Annotated in this window: 14 protein-coding genes and 1 pseudogene; 9 read left to right on the forward strand and 6 right to left on the reverse strand. The window is 50.8% G+C overall.

The features are described 5' to 3' along the window. Nucleotides 1-63: 63 nt before the first annotated feature. From DPRO_RS05650 to DPRO_RS19950, 8 genes and pseudogenes are all read left to right on the forward strand, one after another. Complete coding sequence (locus DPRO_RS05650; protein WP_162291148.1) at nucleotides 64-1,032, forward strand: hypothetical protein; 969 nt, start codon at nucleotides 64-66, stop codon at nucleotides 1,030-1,032. A 12-nt stretch (nucleotides 1,033-1,044) separates the two neighbouring features. Continuing rightward, nucleotides 1,045-1,995 (forward strand): hypothetical protein, encoded by a 951-nt coding sequence (locus DPRO_RS05655; RefSeq protein WP_097011178.1) that lies wholly within the window; start codon nucleotides 1,045-1,047, stop codon nucleotides 1,993-1,995. Between the two features lie 32 nt (nucleotides 1,996-2,027). Further along, nucleotides 2,028-2,781 (forward strand): IS5 family transposase gene (locus tag DPRO_RS05660; RefSeq protein WP_097010290.1). Its coding sequence is split into 2 segments (ribosomal slippage): nucleotides 2,028-2,365 and nucleotides 2,364-2,781, totalling 756 coding nucleotides; the frame shifts between segments, so codons are not numbered across the junction. A gap of 1,251 nt (nucleotides 2,782-4,032) precedes the next feature. Next, nucleotides 4,033-5,871, forward strand: a pseudogene (locus DPRO_RS20710) (SNF2-related protein); the annotation flags it as partial. A 779-nt stretch (nucleotides 5,872-6,650) separates the two neighbouring features. Next, nucleotides 6,651-7,313 carry a DUF4391 domain-containing protein gene (locus DPRO_RS05675; RefSeq protein WP_097011181.1) on the forward strand — a complete coding sequence of 221 codons (663 nt, stop codon included), beginning with the start codon at nucleotides 6,651-6,653 and terminating at the stop codon, nucleotides 7,311-7,313. Nucleotides 7,314-7,344: 31 nt separating this feature from the next. Continuing rightward, on the forward strand, nucleotides 7,345-7,623 hold the full coding sequence (locus tag DPRO_RS05680) for a hypothetical protein (RefSeq protein WP_197706494.1): 279 nt from the start codon (nucleotides 7,345-7,347) through the stop codon (nucleotides 7,621-7,623). 10 nt (nucleotides 7,624-7,633) lie between these two features. Beyond that, nucleotides 7,634-8,754 (forward strand): IS3 family transposase gene (locus tag DPRO_RS05685; RefSeq protein WP_407681385.1). Its coding sequence is split into 2 segments (ribosomal slippage): nucleotides 7,634-7,909 and nucleotides 7,912-8,754, totalling 1,119 coding nucleotides; the frame shifts between segments, so codons are not numbered across the junction. Nucleotides 8,755-9,132: 378 nt separating this feature from the next. Further along, entirely contained in the window at nucleotides 9,133-9,447 is a 315-nt protein-coding gene (locus DPRO_RS19950) for a hypothetical protein (RefSeq protein ID WP_157917376.1), read from the forward strand. A 91-nt stretch (nucleotides 9,448-9,538) separates the two neighbouring features. Here DPRO_RS19950 and DPRO_RS05690 read toward each other — a convergent pair whose 3' ends face one another. The 3 genes from DPRO_RS05690 to DPRO_RS05700 all read right to left on the reverse strand — a co-directional run bounded on the left by DPRO_RS05690 (nucleotide 9,539) and on the right by DPRO_RS05700 (nucleotide 12,033). Then, entirely contained in the window at nucleotides 9,539-10,387 is an 849-nt protein-coding gene (locus DPRO_RS05690) for a hypothetical protein (RefSeq protein WP_097011182.1), read from the reverse strand. 66 nt (nucleotides 10,388-10,453) lie between these two features. Then, entirely contained in the window at nucleotides 10,454-11,404 is a 951-nt protein-coding gene (locus DPRO_RS05695) for a hypothetical protein (RefSeq protein ID WP_097011183.1), read from the reverse strand. Nucleotides 11,405-11,448: 44 nt separating this feature from the next. Then, nucleotides 11,449-12,033 (reverse strand): SbcC/MukB-like Walker B domain-containing protein, encoded by a 585-nt coding sequence (locus tag DPRO_RS05700; protein ID WP_097011184.1) that lies wholly within the window; start codon nucleotides 12,031-12,033, stop codon nucleotides 11,449-11,451. 44 nt (nucleotides 12,034-12,077) lie between these two features. Between DPRO_RS05700 and DPRO_RS05705 the strand changes: the two genes are divergently transcribed. Then, a protein-coding gene (locus DPRO_RS05705) for an IS3 family transposase (protein WP_097010305.1) occupies nucleotides 12,078-13,219 on the forward strand; the annotation gives its coding sequence in 2 pieces (ribosomal slippage) (nucleotides 12,078-12,339 and nucleotides 12,339-13,219; 1,143 coding nt in all). A gap of 21 nt (nucleotides 13,220-13,240) precedes the next feature. On the opposite strand, the gene DPRO_RS05710 is transcribed toward DPRO_RS05705, so the two are convergent. The 3 genes from DPRO_RS05710 to DPRO_RS05720 all read right to left on the reverse strand — a co-directional run bounded on the left by DPRO_RS05710 (nucleotide 13,241) and on the right by DPRO_RS05720 (nucleotide 18,435). Beyond that, nucleotides 13,241-15,946: an AAA family ATPase gene (locus DPRO_RS05710; protein WP_097011185.1), complete on the reverse strand. Its 2,706-nt coding sequence runs from the start codon at nucleotides 15,944-15,946 to the stop codon at nucleotides 13,241-13,243. 11 nt (nucleotides 15,947-15,957) lie between these two features. After that, a complete protein-coding gene (locus DPRO_RS05715; RefSeq protein ID WP_097011186.1) occupies nucleotides 15,958-17,187 on the reverse strand; it encodes an exonuclease SbcCD subunit D C-terminal domain-containing protein in 1,230 nt (409 codons plus the stop codon). Nucleotides 17,188-17,367: 180 nt separating this feature from the next. Next, nucleotides 17,368-18,435, reverse strand: a complete 1,068-nt coding sequence (locus tag DPRO_RS05720; RefSeq protein ID WP_097010253.1) for an IS5 family transposase — start codon at nucleotides 18,433-18,435, stop codon at nucleotides 17,368-17,370. Between the last annotated feature and the right edge of the window lie 37 nt (nucleotides 18,436-18,472).

An 18,472-nucleotide genomic window follows, 5' to 3' on the forward strand; every position in this document is an offset into this window, starting at 1 on the left:
AGTTTATGTCCACCTTATCGAGTGGTCCAGTTTTCCGAGGCCACTTCTGTCGCCATTCAAAATTTGATCAACAACGCACCAGCTCTTGTTGCTCTTTCCGACTATGTCCAAAAAAAGGTCGAAGAAGACAGAAACATGGGTAGATATCTCCAGGCGAAGGAGCTCGAAAGCTATTTGGTCGATTTCTTTGACAGGAACTTTAAAGGGTCGGAAATCGGCTACAATGATCCAAAACCGAATTGCTTCAGGCTACGCCTGTCAGAAGAAGCCCGTATGTCATTGCTTGGGTTCATTAGCAACGATAGGTCTATCAGCGCTCGGCCTTTAAGACAGAAAGAAATTAAATTTTCATTTGACCGAGAAGTAATAAAACGCCTTCCAAGTACCCTAAGGTCTAGTGTTCACTTTATAAACCATCTCTCTCCGCTCATTCGATGGATGACCAAAGTAAATCAGGATAGGGATCATGAATTCCACAAGCTTTCAGCGTTAAAACTAAAAGCCGGCCCACTCCCAATAGGAGAATATCTTTACCGCATTGAACGATGGAAGATGCAAGGCTTATCCAATTTTGAAAAGCTGGCCTACGGTATAATTCCAATACAAAACGGTAATCCCCTGTCTGAAGACAACGCTGAACTGGTTTTCCAAAAAATATTAATGGAAAGCGAAAACTGGAGCTATCGATCTTACGACGCAAACCACATGCTCGAAAAATATGATCAATTGAAATCTGAAATGAGTAAATGGTTTGCGGAAGCCCTTTCTCAATTTAAAGCAGAAAACGACAGCTCTTATCAAATTAAAACAACTCGCGTCGAAAATATCTATTCCCGGCGTATACAAGCTCACGAAGACCGTCTCACTACTCTTATCCAAAGAGGTCGAGAGGAGCGATATATCAAAGGGGCAGAAACTCGTTTACGAAATACCCAAGAAACAATGGCTAGCATCCTTCAAAATCTTCAAGACAAGTCGACACTGCTCCCCGAACGGGGGGGGATTGCAACCGGAATTATCTCTGTTGAATAGTGAGGTGTATTTATGGCCGATCATTCAAGCTTTTTTGGCTCCCTCAAAGACAAGCTATTTGGCAAATCCAATGAAAAGAAAGAGGCAGAAAAACAAAAACCAAAAGTCGAGGCAACCCCAAAACCGCGACAGGAAAGAAAAGCCCCCTATCTAGTACAGATAGGCTTTGACTTTGGTACATCTTTCTCAAAGTGCATTTACCGAGAGGCCATACAAAACCAAGCCTGGGTTTATACATCGAATCGATACCACTCCCCAGAACAACCATTCCTGATCCCAAGCACAATTGTTTATGATGGAGAGAAATTCAAAAGACATGAAGATTCGAGATATCAGTACCCTACTGGTGGGCTGTATCATTTAAAATTTGCGCTTGAAAAAGTTGCACTTGAAGACTGGAATGCCAGCGTTTTAAATGGGTATAAAAAATCCTTGGGTGACTGGAACAAGGATAGCCTTACAAACTTCGTCAAAAATAGCGCAGTGTTTTTCTTAGCTTCCTCTATCGAAGAAATACTTGATGATATTAAAGCCCGATTTGCTGATATTGGAGCCCATCCTAGCGACTTGATACGCATTAACATGGCAATTCCGGTGGCCGACATTGAACGGCCTAATGTAAAAAAGCTGTATACCGAAATCCTCGAAGAAGCTTGGGCTATAGCCCCAAAACTTCAGCATGCGCCCTCAATAAGGCAAGCCGACCTCGAAAATTTAAGGCATACCTGTAAAAGGGATAGCAATTACTGCTTTGTTTACCCCGAGGTCAGTGCCAATGTGCAAGCATTTATCAATTCACCGGCAGCCAACCCTCATGTTACGACCATCTACCTCTTTTCAGACACGGGGGCTGGCACTGTTGATCAAAGTGTATTCACTTACACCCGACATAATTCAACGTTGAACTATTTCTCTGCCAACGTTTGGCCAATAGGTTCTAGGGCGTGTCGACAATCATTCTGAGATTTGCTATACTTCTTGGCAGGAGGTTGGCAGTGCAAAAAAGACACGCTCTACGCGACGATCAGTGGGATAAAATCAAAGAATATCTTCCAGGAAAACAAAGTGACTGCGGTGTAACTGCAAAAGATAACAGGCTATTCATTGATGCAGTCATGTGGATTGGCAAGACAGGGGCGCCTTGGCGAGATTTGCCAGAAAGCTATGGCAAGTGGTCTTCGGTCCATAAGAGATTTATCCGCTGGGCCAAGAAAGGTGTATGGCAAATGATCTTCAACACGCTTGCGGTAGACGCTGATACTGAATGGCTCATGATTGACAGCACAATAGTGCGAGCTCATCAGCATTCGGCTGGCGGAAAGGGGGCACCTCCAGCAGTCGGTGGGGAAATCTAGAGGAGGGTTTTCAACGAAAGTCCATGCTGCCACAGATGCTCTCGGATGTCCAACTAAATTCATATTAACACCTGGAAATACAGCGGATTGCAGTATGGCGATTCCGCTTATTGAAGGACAGGCTGCCGAGCATGTCCTTGCTGATAAGGGCTATGATTCAGATGAAATTGTAATGGCAATTGAAGCCATGAATGCCAATCCGGTTGTCCCTCCTCGCTCTCACAGAAAGACAAGGCGAACATATGACAAACATCTCTATAAGGAGCGAAGTGCTATAGAGTGTATGTTTGGAAATTTAAAACAGTTTCGAAGGATTGCAACACGATACGACAAGCTGGCGACGTCCTATCTTGCTTTCGTGTACGTAGGAGCAATGTGGCTGTGGCTGAAGTGATTGTCGACACACCCTAGCCATATCGAACTTTTTGCCGCACAACATGATAAGAACCTCACCCTTGAAACAATGGAATCTTGGCGAGTCAGGAAAGAAAATGGAGACAATCCCCCACAGATACAAAGCGCGAAAGGAAAAATTGAAAACCAATTAGCTGCCTCAACAGACCAATCCCTAGAGGAAACTAAGAGACAGCTACATACCGGCCCCAATGTCACTCCCCTTGGTTCACTCCGAGCCAATTCGCGAGTCATCTTCGGAGGAGGGGGCCACATAGATATCCCCTATAAATCAGGCGTAATGAAGGCTTACCAAAAGCAATTTCATCCAGATAGAACCTTACCCCAGATTGCATCGATTAGGACACCGGAAGACCTGACCCTAGAAGATCACCAAGACCGATGGTGGCCAAGGCTTTACGTGGCCTATGGCCTATCCTTCTTGAAAGAGAATTTAACAAGGATCACGCTTCCCCAACCCATAACAGTGACCCAAATTCAAATCCCGCAGAAACGCTGGGTGTCATGCACTTGCCGAGGAATAAACAAATCCTGCAGTATGTGTGACGGATTTGGTGCATATTTAGAAAACTAACCCATCATGCAAATCCTAGACAACATAAACGTCCTGTGGGGCGACGATCTCAAGGCAACAATCAAGCCCGGCACCCGGCTCAAGATAGCGGCTTCCTGCTTCTCGATATTCGCATATGAAGCGCTGAAGAGAGAGCTTGAAAAAATCGAATCCCTTGAATTCATCTTTACAGCCCCGACTTTCGTACCCAACGAAGTCGCCGACAAGGTCTCCCGTGAACGGAAGGAATTCCATATTCCCAAACTTCAACGGGAACGCGACCTATACGGAAACGAATTCGAGATCCAGCTCAAAAACAAGCTCACCCAGCGGGCTATCGCCAGAGAGTGCGCCGACTGGATAAGACAGAAAGCCTCATTCCGCTCCAACTCCACCAAGGCCCCCATGCAACAGTTCGCCCATCTCGAATTCAAAGAATACGAAACGATTTACATGCCGCTCCATGGCTTCACGGCTGTCGATCTTGGCTACCAACGAGGTGATGCTGTCTCGAATTTCATTACAAAGTTCAGTGACGCCCCCTCCACGACTACTTGGCTGAACCTTTTCCACCAAATTTGGGACGACGAGACCAAGGTCAAGGATGTCACCGACGCCATCTGCGCTCATATCGAATCTGTATACCAGGAGAACTCCCCGCAAAAAATCTACTTCCTCATGCTGTACAACATCTTCAATGAATTCCTTGAAGATTTGAATGAGGACATCCTTCCTAATGATCGCACCGGTTACAAGGATACCATTGTCTGGAACAAGCTTTTCAACTTTCAGCAAGACGCGGCAACCGGGATCATCAATAAGCTGGAGCAGTACAACGGCTGCATCCTGGCCGACAGCGTTGGTCTTGGCAAAACTTTCACCGCCCTTGCGGTTATCAAGTATTACGAGCTTCGCAACCGTTCGGTCCTGGTCCTTTGCCCCAAAAAACTGGCCGACAACTGGCTGAACTACAACCGCAACCTGATCACCAACATCTTGGCCAAGGATAGGCTGAATTACGATGTCCTCTGCCATACCGACCTTCAGCGCACCAGCGGCGAATCCTTCGGGACACCCCTGAATAAGATCAACTGGGGCAACTATGACCTGGTCGTCATCGATGAGTCGCACAACTTCCGAAATAACGACGCCTTCAAGGACAAGGAGACCCGGTACAAGCGGCTCATGAACGCAGTCATCCGAGACGGAGTGAAGACAAAAGTCCTGATGCTCTCGGCAACACCGGTCAATAACCGTTTTATGGACCTGCGCAACCAGCTGGCGCTCGCCTACGAAGGCGAATCGGAAAAGCTGAGTAAAAAGCTCAAGACGGGCAAGAGCATTGATGAAATTTTCAGGAACGCACAAAAGGTCTTCAACTGGTGGTCCAAACTGCCCCCGGAAGACCGTACCGCCAAGACCATTCTGGACGCCTTGGACTTCGACTTCTTCGAACTCCTCGACAGCGTAACCATTGCCCGATCCCGAAAACATATCGAGACCTTCTACGACACGACTGACATCGGCAAATTCCCCATCCGAAGGAAGCCGCTGTCCTTCCGCTGCCGCCTGACCACCCGTGACGACGTTATGAACTTCAACGGCATCTATACCCAGTTATCGGTGTTGAAGCTCTCCGTCTACGCACCAATCAGCTTCATCCTTCCAAGTCGGATGAAGAAGTACGAGGATATGTACGACACAACCGTCGAAGGAGGCAGAGGCACCCTGCGCCAGGTCGACCGAGAAAGAAGCCTGCAATCGCTGATGACAACAAATCTGTTGAAACGGCTCGAAAGCTCCATTGAGGCCTTCCGGCTTACCCTTGGCTCCCTGGAAGACAATCACAACAACATGCTGGCCAAAATCGAAACATTCAAGCAATCCGGCGGCGAAAGCGATGTCAGCGACCTGACGGATATCCTTGAACGCCTGGAAGCTGAAGAAGACGAGTTGCCGGACATCGATGACACCACGATCGGCGGCAAGGTGCAGATCAGCCTGGCCGACATGGACCTTCCCTCTTGGGAACACGACCTGAAGGCTGACTTATCCGTCATATCCGGCCTGCTTGCCGAGATGCGAAAAATCCGGCCTGAAGATGACGCCAAACTCCAGCACCTCGTGCAGCACATCAATGAGAAGATCAGCGCCCCCATCAATCCGGGGAACAAGAAGGTTCTCCTCTTCACCGCCTTTGCGGATACGGCAAACTATCTCTACAAGCACCTGTCGGAGGGCTTGCTGAAGTCAGGCATCCATTCCGGGAAAGTCACCGGCAAAGACACCCCGAAAACCACGCTGAAAAAAGGATTCGATTTTCAGTCCATCCTGACCCTGTTTTCACCCGTGTCCAAGGAAAAGGCACTTGTTCTTCCCAAGGAAAAAGGAGAAATCGATCTCCTGATCGGCACGGACTGCATCTCGGAAGGTCAGAACCTGCAGGACTGCGATTACCTGATCAATTACGATATCCATTGGAACCCGGTGCGCATCATCCAGCGCTTCGGACGCATTGATCGGATCGGTTCCCCCAATGAATCCATCCAGTTGGTCAACTACTGGCCGGACATCTCCCTGGACGAATATATCAACCTGAAGGAACGGGTAGAAAACCGCATGGTCATCGCCGACGTCACGGCGACGGGCGATGACAACGTCCTTTCAGCGCAGGCCAACGATGTCAGCTACCGGAAGGAACAGCTCCGCAAACTTCAGGACGAGGTCATCGAGCTTGAGGACCTGAAGACCGGCGTGAACATCACGGACCTGGGCCTGAACGACTTCCGCATGGATTTACTGAACTACATCAAATCCCATGGAGACCTTGGTCACCTGCCCAACGGGTTGCATGCGATCGTCCCGGCCAACGAGGAGCTCGGATTGCGGCCAGGAGCAATATTCACCCTTCGCAACCGCAACTCGGGCGTCAACATCAACCAGCACAACCGCCTCCATCCGTATTACCTGATCTACATCGGCGACGATGGCGAATTGATCGTGGACCACACCCAGGTGAAGGCACTCCTGGATCTGGCAAGAACCAGTTGCAAAGGACAGGAAACGCCAATAACTTCGCTCTGCAAAGAGTTTAACAGGTCAACGCAAGATGGCCGGGAAATGGGCAAGTACTCCGACCTCCTGGGCCAGGCGATACACTCGATGATCGAAGTGAAGGAAGACAAAGACATAGCCAGCCTGTTCACCGGCACAAGCACGACCGCCCTGGTGGATAGCATCCAAGGACTGGATGACTTCGAGCTCATCTCGTTCCTTGTTGTCCAAGAGCAGTAAGCATGAAAGTCCTATATCACTTCCCAAAGGCTGCCACTTTCGGTCGGGTCCTGCCCAAAAGCAAAATTTACGATTTTGCCAAGCCAGGGAAGAAGGTGAAGGACCGTTTCGTCCAGGAGGTTGAAAAGATCACCTGGGCCTACAAACTGTCGCCGGAAACGATCAATATCCCCGCCAATGGCGTTGTCCGGGAAATTCAGGTCATAACGATTGCCCTCAAGCTAGACACATTGTCCCAGAACGTGTTGCAGACCATCGATAAGGCCATCCCTTCCCCCCTGTTCTTCGTGTTGGGATACAACGGCAAAACTCGCTATGCAGCCGCTTACAAGCGTCCCAGTGAGGCTGACAAATCCAAGTGGGTTGTCGGCAGCTATTTCGAATCCGAATGGACGGATGAAGAGGCCGCCCCTACGGAATTGCCTGTTGCCTTGAACATGGACGGATTGTACCAATCCCTCTTGAAGAGGATTGCCCCCTTGCCGCTCAGGAAAGGCGAATCGCTCGGTGAGCTGGCTACACGTGTGGACGAACTGAAAGCCAAGGAGCGTACGGCTCAACAGCTTGAAGCCCGCATGAAAAAAGAAAAACAGTTCAACAGGAAGGTTGAGATGAACAGGACGCTTAACCTTCTGAACCAGGAAATTGACGAGTTGCAACTCTAGAGGTTGCGGACAGATATACCGGAGAGCTCAAATGGACAAAATGAAAATGCACAGCCCCAACTTCGCTGAAGAAAATGTTGAAAAGCTAGCGGCGTTATTCCCCAACTGCGTGACGGAAGTGGAAGGAGAAAACGGCGACCTGAAAAAAGTCATCGACTTCGATCTATTGAGACAAGAGCTGTCCACCAACATTGTGGAAGGACCGCAGGAGCGTTACCGCCTGGACTGGCCGGGCAAAAGGGAAGCTCTGCGCTTTCCCCCGAAATTCGGACCACCGGTTAAGGTGGAGTCAGCGTCCTTAAACCGATAAGGAAGGACGCATGACAAAGAGCAGCAAAAGACGGAAACATTCGGACAAGTTTAAGGCCAAGGTCGCACTTGAGGCGATTCGTGGCGTGAAGACGCTTGCGCAACTGGCTGCGGAGTACAAAGTGCACCCCAATCAGATTTCCACGTGGAAGCGGCAGCTCCTTGAGAATGTCGATGACATCTTTTCCAGTGGCAAGAAAGCCAAAAGCCAGGAGGAGATAACCGCACCGTTATTTGAGGAGATCGGTCGGCTCAAGATGGACATCAAGTGGCTTGAAAAAAAGTTGTAAGCCTGCCGCTTGAGGTGCGCCGCCAGTGGATCAAACCAGATCGGGAGTATTCCATCCGGCGGCAATGCAAGTTGGCAGGCATTTCCCGTTCGGGATTTTACTACAAGCCTGTAGCCGAATCCGATGAAAATTTGGCCCTGATGCGTCTGATCGACGAGCAGTACCTGCGTCAGCCTGATTACGGCTCGCCGCGCATGACAGATTGGCTGAGGACACAAGGGCATCAGGTCAACCACAAGCGGGTTGAGCGACTGATGCAGATGATGGGCTTGCAGGCCATTACTCCAGGGCCGCATACGAGTGTCCCCAACCCGGAGCATCCCGTGTTTCCTTATCTGCTGAAAGGAGTTGCCATTGAACGAAAAAATCAAGTCTGGAGCGCTGATATCACCTACATCCCCATGCAGCGCGGCTTTCTGTACCTGGTGGCAGTGATAGACTGGTGGAGCCGCTTCGTGCTGGCTTGGGAGCTATCGAACTCGATGGATAGTTCTTTCTGCGTGGATGCGCTCAACAAGGCTTTGCGCATCTCTACGCCGGAGGTGTTCAACACGGACCAGGGAGCGCAGTTCACGAGTCGTGAATTTACCGGAGTTCTGCAGAGCAAGGGAATTGCAATCAGCATGGACGGCAAAGGTCGCGCAATCGACAACGTCTTCATTGAGCGGCTGTGGTGGACGGTGAAATATGAGGATATTTACCCCAGGGCGTACTGTGATGGGATCGAGCTATACCATGGGCTTACGCGCTATTTTCGGTACTACAACGAGGAGCGCGGTCATTCGTCGTTGGACAAAAGAACTCCCGCTGACGTATACAGGGGCAACTTGAATGTTCATTGACTTGGCTCGTAGCCGTTGCTCCGCTCCGCCCTCGGCCCTTCGGGCCGCCCCTACGGGGACGGGCTACGCTCCACAACGGCTATGGCGACCCGCCTCCTCGGAGGCACAAACTCGGACGCCGGGCTCCACCTTAAAAAGACCGATCAGTGGTCCAAAGGATGGGGGGAGGCGCACTTGCCCCCTCCTTTTTTTCATTTCATGTCCCTTTGGGCTTTTCCTGGCTGGACAGTGGCGGCCCGTGTGGCGGCGGTGGTATATTCGTGGAAACGGATTGCGGTAAGTCGGTGGTCCAAAAGGAGGCAGTATCAATGTGACATTTTCAAAGCATGCTGATACCCGCATGTGTGAACGGGGGATTCCCACACCTACCGCCCTTGCGTGCGTAGCAAGTGGCGAGAAAAGCCCTGGGAGGCTGGGCGCAACCAGGCATTATTTGATGGGGTACACGGCCGTGACCGTGCCGTGGAGGAACGGGGGAATACGGGGCGTGACGGTGTATGGAGGCCCGCCATGGGATTGATTGGAACGTCGGAGCCGTGGTTGGCCGTGTCGAATCGTCGACTGAACCGGTTCCGTGATATGCGGCGGGAAGTCCCCGCCTGTCACCAGGGGCGGCACTGGGAGCAAACCAACGCGCTAAAAGTCGGAACACCACTGACTAGGGAACATCACCCGTTGCGTGATCTGATTTGAGGCCCTTCGGGGCCTCTTCTCGTTTTATCACTTGACCGCAATGTAGTCAGGAGGAGGCCAATCGTTTGCTGGTAATACTGTGACTGAATTGTCATTTATCGAGAAAATCCTGTATTGTATTGAAATAGAGGGAGTCGGAGTTGGTGTGGCTTTCTTCTTCGTTGAAATCATGAAGTTTTATAGTTCTTGGATTCAATAGTTCTCCGGAATATTTTTTATAGTTGTAAGGCATGATTGCTCTATGTATTCGTGGCAGATTATTTTTATTCACAAAATTTACATAGTCTATTTCTTCTATTTTTCCAGTTATGTAAAGTTTGAATTGTAAAATGTTCGCATGAGCAATATTATACTTTTCATAATTTCCGATGTCATTTTTTATAGTTACATATTCCCATTTATCAAAAAATTTTTTAGTGTAATTGATGAGTTTTGTGCCTTGTGACATATAGTGATATGCGGATTTTGAATCATATAGTAGAACATAAAGGATGTTTTTATTTTTTTGAGAAAGTCTGCAATGAAGCGCTTTCGCTATCCCATGTGCAGTACATTTGTTTTCAAGAGATTTGATTCGTGTTTCAACGAGGTAAAGCAAACTATCCAGCTCAAAAAAATCCAACTTTTCTATTTTCTTTAATATTTGCTCAGGGTTGAATGGAGGTTTTCCCCTAAGTCCTGCCTTTCTGGCGGCTTCAGTGACAGATTTATATTTTCCTCGCTGTAGAAGCGTCAAGTGAGCTGGGGCATCCCGTTTAAGTCGACCAATCCAATACTCCCTACTATTTCCTGTAGGTGACTTTTTAATTTTATCCTTATCAATCTTGACGCCTTCATCTTTGTGTTTTGTGGCGTTTTGATTCCCCATAGGGGCTCCGACATTCCCAAGGGGGGGGCAATTAATGATTAGTTTGTCAAGTTTGTTTTTGTCCGTTGTCATGGGAGTATGTGTAGAAGGTTTGGAGGTGAAGACGCCTAGTTCTGAAGGACTAAATGATTTTTTAGTTCAGGGACGCAGCATTTCCTCAAATACTTCTGAATGGAAATCAACGCGAACGATGCAATCATTGATACCTTGGTCGTCAAGGATGACAGGCTGAATTACATCACGGAATAAACGTTCAATGTTGATCGGCATTCTTTTGAAAGTAAATTCGAGGCATTTTAAATTCTTTGGGTCAATAGATTTTTCACATGTGTTTTTATGTCTGATAGGAAATATTATTTTATCGATGTAGGGAAGAGAAAACTGTTTTAAAAAATATTTATATTCACTATGCATATAGCCACCTGCTAGATGTGAGTAATATATATTTACTATGTCTTGCAGTTCAAGGCCTTTACGTATCTTGTAATTGCGATTTCGAATGCTTCTAAAAATTTCAAAATTGAATTTTCGCCCGAAATTATAAAATTTTTTTCGCACCGAAGTGTACAACAATAATTTTTCGTCTTTAAAGTGTTTTGGTCGGTCGTGTTTAATGTGTTTTAGAATGTAGAGGACGTTAATTGCTTCTTTTGAGAACTTTTCATGAAGAGCTTTGGCTACCTTGTATTGTATAGAATCTTGTTCAAAAGCTGAGAACTTTGATTCAGCAAGATAAGCTATATGTTCAAGGTCTGATATCCCCATCAGTTCAACTTTATTAAACAATTGCTTCAAACCAAAGGACGGCATTTTTTTCAGACCAGCCTTTTTGGCGGCTTCTGCAACTGTTTTGTACACGCCTTTTTCGAGCAGCTCCAAATGTTCGGGAGCGTCTCTTTTCAGCCTTCTGATCCAATATTCCCTGCTATTGCCGCCGGAAGTCGTCTTGGCCTTCTTCTTTTTAACCTTGACGCCGTCATCTTTGTTTTTGGCCTTTTGGGCGTTTTTATTCCCTTCGGGCGGTCCCACTCGTTTGAGGGGGCGAGAATTAATTATTAACTCGTCAAGTTCGATTTTGCTGTCACTCATGGAGAAAACTTGGTTTGTTGTTTTTAATGATTATAAGGCCAATGTTAAACTGGGGTTAACTTGCCGCATCCAGGCCCGGATATCTGGCTTCGGCCACCGGTTTGAGGCGTTACCTGGATCTGTGTGCTGATCCGCTCCTTCAAGGCGGGCACATGCGAAATTACGCCGATCAGCTTGCCGTCCTGCTGCAGGCCTGCGAGGGTTTCCAGGGCGGTATCGAGGGCTTCCTCGTCCAGGGTGCCGAAGCCTTCATCCAGAAACAGCGAATCCACTCGGACATTTTTACTGGCCATATGGGACAACCCAAGTGCCAGGGACAGGCTGACGATAAAGCTCTCCCCGCCGGAAAGATTCTTCGTGGACCGTATCTCCCCAGCCTGATAGTTGTCGACCACGTTGATCTCCAGGGGCTGGGCGTCGTCCCGGGCCAGCAAGTAGCGGTCAGTCATTTTCTGCAATTGCCGGTTGGCGTGACCAATCATCATCTCGAAGGTCAGACCCTGGGCAAAATTGCGGTACTTCTTACCGTCGGCGGAGCCGATTAATTCGTGCAGGTTTTCCCACCTGCGGCACTCTTTGTTCTGCGACTCGATAGCTGCCTGTGTAAAGTCCCCGTAAAGTAGGTCCATTGCCAAGTAGAGACTTCTGGCCCAAAATGGGACAGGAGTTTTGCATGCGTAAATCGAAGTTCAGCGAGTACCAGATCGTCAAGATCCTGAAGGCAGTGGAAGGCGGACGAACTGTCGTCGATGTCTGCCGCGAGCACGGCGTGAGCAGCGCCACGTACTACAAGTGGAAGTCAAAGTATGGCGGCATGGAGGCATCCGATATCCAACGGATGAAGGATCTCGAAACGGAGAACCGTAAGCTCAAGCAGATGTTCGCCGACCTCAGCCTGGAAAACATGGCGCTCAAGGATGTGATCGAAAAAAAACTCTGAGGCCAGTTCAACGCAAGGAATTTGTCATGCACATGGTCAACGCGTTTGAGTTGAGCTTGCGCAAGGCATGCGCGGCCATGGGCATCAGTAGGAGCTACTACGCCTACAAGCCGCATCCGCGGGACGACAGCGATGTCATCGCAGCCTTGACTGAACTGGCCGAGAAAAAGCCTACATGGGGCTTCAGTAAGCTTTTCAACGTCCTTCGACAGCAGGACAAGCCCTGGAACCACAAGAAGGTCTGGAGGGTTTACTGCCTCTTGAAAATGAACCTGAAGCGCAAGGCCAAGAAGCGGCTTCCGCAAGCCTCTCGGACGGCAGTGGCCCAACCGCTTGCGCCAAACTATTGCTGGTCGATAGATTTCATGCGGGACACGCTTTACAGCGGTCGCGTCTTCAGGACTTTCAACGCTGTAGATGATTACAACCGTGAGGCCTTGGCCGTGGAGATCGATACCAATATGCCAGCAGGACGAGTGGTAAGGGTGCTGGATCGGGTAGCCGAAGAGCGTGGCGGCTATCCCGAGAGGTTGCGAATGGACAATGGTCCAGAGTTCTCGGGGACTGTCATGGCGGCCTGGGCCGAATCGCATGGCGTGAATCTGGAGTTCATTCAGCCTGGCAAACCCACCCAGAACTCATACATCGAGCGGTTCAACCGAACCTACAGAGAAGAAGTGCTTGATTTGTACGTGTTCAACAGCCTGAGCGAAGTTCGGGCCATTACGGAGGACTTTATCCGTGAGTACAACGAGGAACGTCCTCATGAATCCCTGGGGAATATGTCGCCGATAAATTTTGCTGCCCAAAGGGCAGGGGGTACCCCCTACCCTCTGGGCAACCCCCCGAAAACTGCCGGGAGTCTCTACCGTTAACTGGCCCTATGAAAGGGGACTTTACACCTGCTTTTCCTTTATCCGCTCTTTTGCAGCTGTATTCTCACTTAGCTTGTGCTTGAGACCGGCAATGATGTCACGCAGCTCTTTCAGGGCTTCCTCGTGTTCCTTGAGTTGGGGCTCAAGCTCTTCCAGCGACTTGTCGGTGATCTTGCGGGCCAGTTCCGTGGCCAGGCGCGTATCCCGATCCTTCTGTCTGGCTTTCAGGTCTGCTTGACGCTCATCCAGACCCTTGGCCGTGGCCGTCAACTCAGTCCGACCTTCAGAAGGCAATATGGCCGCCAGGAACTGTTCTTCATTTGAAAAGCCAACGGGCGCGAGTGCTGTGGCGAATTCATTTTCCAGCCTTGTCAGTTCGGGTTCTCGTTGGTCGATGCGTTTCTTAAGAGATTCGACGTGGGCCTTCGTGGTATTCCAGTTTTGTTGGAGCTCATTGTGCCGTTCTCTGGCTTGCTTTTCGGCACCTTCGGCATCAGAAATCGCCTTGTTTAAACGGCGCTCTTCATCGTCAGGATTCTTGTTGCTGTACAGTGCAGTACGCTCTTCACTTCCGGTGGCGAGTTCTTTTTTCAAGGTCGCCAGGCGTTCCAGCTTTTCGGTCAGGGCGGTGCTTTGAGTTTCGATAACCGCATCCTGCCGCTTCACCTCGCTGTCGATATCGGCAATCTGTTTCTCGATGTCCGCCTTGTTCTTGACCTGGGCCTGCCACGCCTCCAGCCGCTTCTTAAGTGATTCGATCAGTGATGAAATGTCCGTTTCAGGGATGTCCGCAATACCAAGCGGCTGGAGTTTCGTAGTGACTGCTTGCCTGCGCTGCGCAAAATCGGTACGCAGTTTCACTAGGCCGTCCTTCACCTCGGCCAGAGCTTTCTCGGCAGCCTTCTTGTCATTAACTGCTGCTGAATCTAGATTTTCAGCCTCTGCCAGTTTTTTTCGGGCCAGGCTTTCAGCTTCTTCGAGTCTCTTGATGGAGGCTTCCTGATTCTCGGCTTTGCTGATCAGCCTGGTCAGGGCGTTGATCTTTTGTTCGGTTTCATCGGGGACAGGGACATTCCCTTCCGCGAAGGGGTGTTCGATTGCGCCGCAAAGAGGACAGGGGTTGCCGTCTTCCAGCTTTGCCCGGTGATCTTCAAGCTCCGCAATTTTTGTCAAGAAGGCCATTTCACGCAGCAGGGTTTCCTTCTCGGTGCGGTATTCCCGCAATAAGCGGTCTCCCAGCAGTTGGCTCAAGGCATCCTTGCCCTGCTGAAGATGTTTTGAGGCACCCTCCAGTTCCTGCTTCCGAATGCCTGATTGTTTTTGACGGTCACCGAGTGACGTTGCCGCCAGTTCCAGAGCCGTCTTGGCCGTTTCTTGAGCGGCCTCCTTTTGAACGATTTCATTTTGTTTGGAGAGCAGGCCGCTCAACTGCTCTTCAACCCCAGTCAGACCCCTAATCAACCATTCATCCTGTGCATGATCCTTGATGTAGCCGCCCACAAGCTCTAGCGTCTCATGAGCCTTGGATCGTTTTTCCTGCTCTTCGAGCCGGGCTTTTTTGTCTGCATCAATCTTTGCAGCGTCCTTCTTGCAGCCCTCATCACCTTCCAAAACAGCTTTTTTCTGATCGGCAAGTTTCTGATCCAGGGAGCGAACCTTCTGCAATGTAAGCGCGGCCGCTTTCAGCTCTTCTTTTGCCCTGGCGGTTTGTTGCTCAGCCGATTTCAGTATCCCGGCCTGTTCCTTTGCGGAGGATTCGATTTCAGGAAGAGCATCTACTTCGGTTTTCAATGCAGTTCTGTCATCCGTCTGCTGCTTACGGGTGGCGGTGAGCGTCGCGTATGCGCCGTCCAGTGAGGCGGCATTCAAAGCCCGGCCCAGCTTTTCACGATCCGGCTTGAACGCCTCGATATCGCTTTGCAGCTTGCGCGCCTCGTCAGCCAGGTCGCCGATTTCCTTCTTCAACCCATTGATGGTGGTGAGCCAAGTAATGGCTTTCCCGGTCTCAGAAGATTTAGCCGCAAGGTCTGTCTCTTCGTTTTGCTTTGTCTCGAGTGCCTGTCCAATCTCTTGTTCCTGCTCCGGCTCAAGAATCACGATGCCTGCAGTATCAGCCAGGAGCAGGTTCAGCTTGTCCCGCTCCTCGCGCTGACGTTCATGGACACGGATGGATATCTTGCTGTAGATTTCTGTGCCCGTTATCTGCTCCAGAATCGGAGCCCGATCATCCTGTGCCGCTTGAAGGAATGCGGCGAAGCCACCCTGGGCCAGTAACATGGAACGGGTGAAACGATGAAAGTCCATGCCGGTAGCCGACTCGATCTGGTTGGCTACACCTCTGATCTTGGATTCAAAGATATCGCCGGAATCGGCATTGGCGATTTCGTGTTTTGGAGCTTGGAGTTCGCCATCCGGCTTCTTGCGTGCCCGGTGTTGGCTCCAGTGACAGCGGTAACGCCCGGTCTGGGTTTCGAAGGTCGCCTCGGCAAAGCATTCGCCGGTCTGGCGGGACATGATTTCATTTCCGCTCTTGGTGACCTTGTTCAAGCGCGGCGTCCGCCCGTAAAGGGCGAGGCAAATAGCATCGAGGATGGTGGTTTTCCCCGCGCCGGTGGGACCGGTGATGGCGAAGATGCCGTCAGACGCGAAGGCCGGATGCATCAGGTCGATTTGCCATTCGCCGACCAGTGAGTTTAGATTCTTAAAGCGTACCTGCAGTATTCTCATCGACAGCCTCTCTATTCCGCCTGCACATCGTCTTCATAGAGAGACGTGACTGTTTCCTGGTAGGCCCGAAGCAGCTCCGGCCGTTGCTCTTCGGACACGTTATGAACGGCGAGGCATCGTTCGAACACGTCGTCCACGTTCAGATCGTCGAGTGTTTCCTCTTCATGAATTTGTCCAAGCACACTGTTGATGATGCGGTTGTTCTTTATCCGGAGAATTTCCATTTGGGTGCTGGAAATCGCAGCCTCCAGGCGTTCACGCAGGTCGCTGATGACCTCAGTGCCGTCGTAAATGACTTCGAGCCAGCCTTGGGAGTCGGTTGCCGACAATTCAATGATGCGGTTTGAGATGCCTTTCCAGTCTCCCTTGATGCGCTCGAGCTTTTGAAACACCGGTACGTCGATCAGCTGGACCGATGCAGCCGTGCTGTGGAACTCAACCTGGCAAACGCTCTTCTGCTGTTTTGCCTCTCCGAACCCCAAGGGTAGAGGAGAGCCGCTGTACCGAATGGTTTCGTAGCCGTTTACCTTTTGCGGGACATGGAGGTGCCCAAGCGCCAGGTAGTTGACGCAGGCTGGAAAAATCCCGGCTGTCACGTGAGCCAGAGAGCCGACATAGAGTTCGCGCACGCCATCACCATCGATGGTTTGTCCACCAGCGGTGAACAGATGCCCCGTGCTAACGATGGGAATATCGGCCCCGAGTTCCTCGCGCTTCTGTTCGGCCAAGGTGCCGACGGTGGCGTAATGAGTGCGGATGCCGTCAATCAATTTTCGCTCCTTGTCCTCGACGCTCTCACCCGCTTCCGCCACGCGGATATCCCTGTCGCGGAGGTAGGGCACGGCGCAGACAATCAATTCCGGAGCGTCCTGCTCATTACAGAGCACCAGCACTTCGTCTTCCGGGGATGCGGTGCTATTACCGACCACGTGGACATCAAGGGCCTTGAGCAGCTCCTTGGGAGCATTGAGGAAGGATGGGGAATCGTGGTTGCCCGCGACGACGACAACATGCCGACAGGATGAGGCGGCCACCCGGCACAGGAACCGGTAATAGAGCTCCTGGGCGCGATTGCTCGGAGCGCTGGTGTCAAAGACATCACCTGCCACCAGCAAGGCATCAATTTCATTCTGCTGAATGGTCTCAGCCAGCCAGGTTAGAAAAGCCTCGAACTCCTCGTAGCGTTTTCTGCCGTAAAGGGTGCGGCCGATATGCCAATCGGATGTGTGGAGGATTTTCATTGAGCTTCCTTTTCTAGCCAGGAAAACACCAAAGGAGACCTCTGCGCATCCCCTTTTCGCGTCCGTGCCTTGCGCTCCGCACCCAATTTGATGTTCTGACCGCACCCCAGCTTGGGCTCATTCCCGGCCTTTTCCTGCCATTTCTGGCCGAAATGCCGGATTTTGGACGCACCTCTCCCTTCAGGCTCGCGCCAGTCGAACAGCTTTTTTCAAATTGAACGCCATGGCGAGGATGTGGAACTCTCCCTCCACCTTCTCACGACCCACGTATCGGGACCGAAAGAATGCGTAGCCACGTTTGAGTGTGCCGAAGGCCCGCTCGACTATTTGCCGAATGCTGCTGATGTCACGGTTGCGGGTCTTTTCGAAGTCTGTCAGCCTGCCGCCACGAGGCGTCTTGTCCATGGTTCCGTCCTCCAAATCGCGATCAAACAGAATGTCCCGGTTCTTCCCGCTGCAATAGCCCTTGTCCGCATAAACCCGTGCGCCGGGATCAAGGCCGACGCCATTCACGAGCCGCTCGAATTCGCCCGTGTCCGAATGGTTCGCGGGAGTGATGTGACCACAGAGCAGAAACCCGTCTCGACTGTCCGTCGCGGCATGGAGCTTGTAGCCGTAATAGGCCCGATTTCTCTTGCGGAGCCAGGCCGCCTCCTCGTCATCCGAATAGCTGACCCGGCAGTCCACCGGCCCATCCTGTTCTTCGGCGTCCTCGGAACGGTCCTCAGGCATCACGTCGATAACCTTGCGCGGCCGCCGCTGCGACTCGACTACCGAGGCGTCCACCACGGCTCCCTCACGGACAAGAAGCCCTTGTCCTTCAAGCTGGCGGTTAAGCATGTCGAGCAAGGAGTCCAGCACCTTCAGGCGGATCAAACCGTTACGGAAACGGCATATGGTGGTCTCGTCCGGCACGTCGTCCTCGATGGAAAAACCGGTAAATCTGACAAAGGAGAGCCGGTCGAGCAGCGCCTGCTCCACGCCCGGATCACTCAGGTTGTACCAACGCTGCAAGAGCAGAATCTTGAACATCGCCAGAGGCGGATAGGCGGGATTGCCCACGGCGTTGGCCTTGCGCCTGATCTTCTTGCACAGAAAGGCGTTGATGGGCTGCCAGTCGATGAGTTCGTTGATCTCATCCAGAAATGTGGTCTTGGTTCTGCGGTGCCCCAGGAAGTAATCACCCAACCGAGGTCCTTTCTGCCGAATAGCCATGCCTTCCTCCTTTGGATGGAGAAATAATAGCATAATAAATCAAATAGTTAAAGAGTAAAAGTGTGGGATT

The organism is Pseudodesulfovibrio profundus (assembly GCF_900217235.1).
Lineage (GTDB): Bacteria > Desulfobacterota > Desulfovibrionia > Desulfovibrionales > Desulfovibrionaceae > Pseudodesulfovibrio > Pseudodesulfovibrio profundus.

What these genes read in the sequence shown, in the direction of transcription:
- DPRO_RS05655 (WP_097011178.1), top strand. Translation starts at nt 1,045, where the DNA reads ATGGCCGATCATTCAAGCTTTTTTGGCTCCCTCAAAGACAAGCTATTT.
- DPRO_RS05675 (WP_097011181.1), top strand. Translation starts at nt 6,651, where the DNA reads ATGAAAGTCCTATATCACTTCCCAAAGGCTGCCACTTTCGGTCGGGTC.
- DPRO_RS05680 (WP_197706494.1), top strand. Translation starts at nt 7,345, where the DNA reads ATGGACAAAATGAAAATGCACAGCCCCAACTTCGCTGAAGAAAATGTT.
- DPRO_RS05690 (WP_097011182.1), bottom strand. Translation starts at nt 10,387, where the DNA reads ATGACAACGGACAAAAACAAACTTGACAAACTAATCATTAATTGCCCC.
- DPRO_RS05695 (WP_097011183.1), bottom strand. Translation starts at nt 11,404, where the DNA reads ATGAGTGACAGCAAAATCGAACTTGACGAGTTAATAATTAATTCTCGC.
- DPRO_RS05700 (WP_097011184.1), bottom strand. Translation starts at nt 12,033, where the DNA reads ATGGACCTACTTTACGGGGACTTTACACAGGCAGCTATCGAGTCGCAG.
- DPRO_RS05710 (WP_097011185.1), bottom strand. Translation starts at nt 15,946, where the DNA reads ATGAGAATACTGCAGGTACGCTTTAAGAATCTAAACTCACTGGTCGGC.
- DPRO_RS05715 (WP_097011186.1), bottom strand. Translation starts at nt 17,187, where the DNA reads ATGAAAATCCTCCACACATCCGATTGGCATATCGGCCGCACCCTTTAC.
- DPRO_RS05720 (WP_097010253.1), bottom strand. Translation starts at nt 18,435, where the DNA reads ATGCTATTATTTCTCCATCCAAAGGAGGAAGGCATGGCTATTCGGCAG.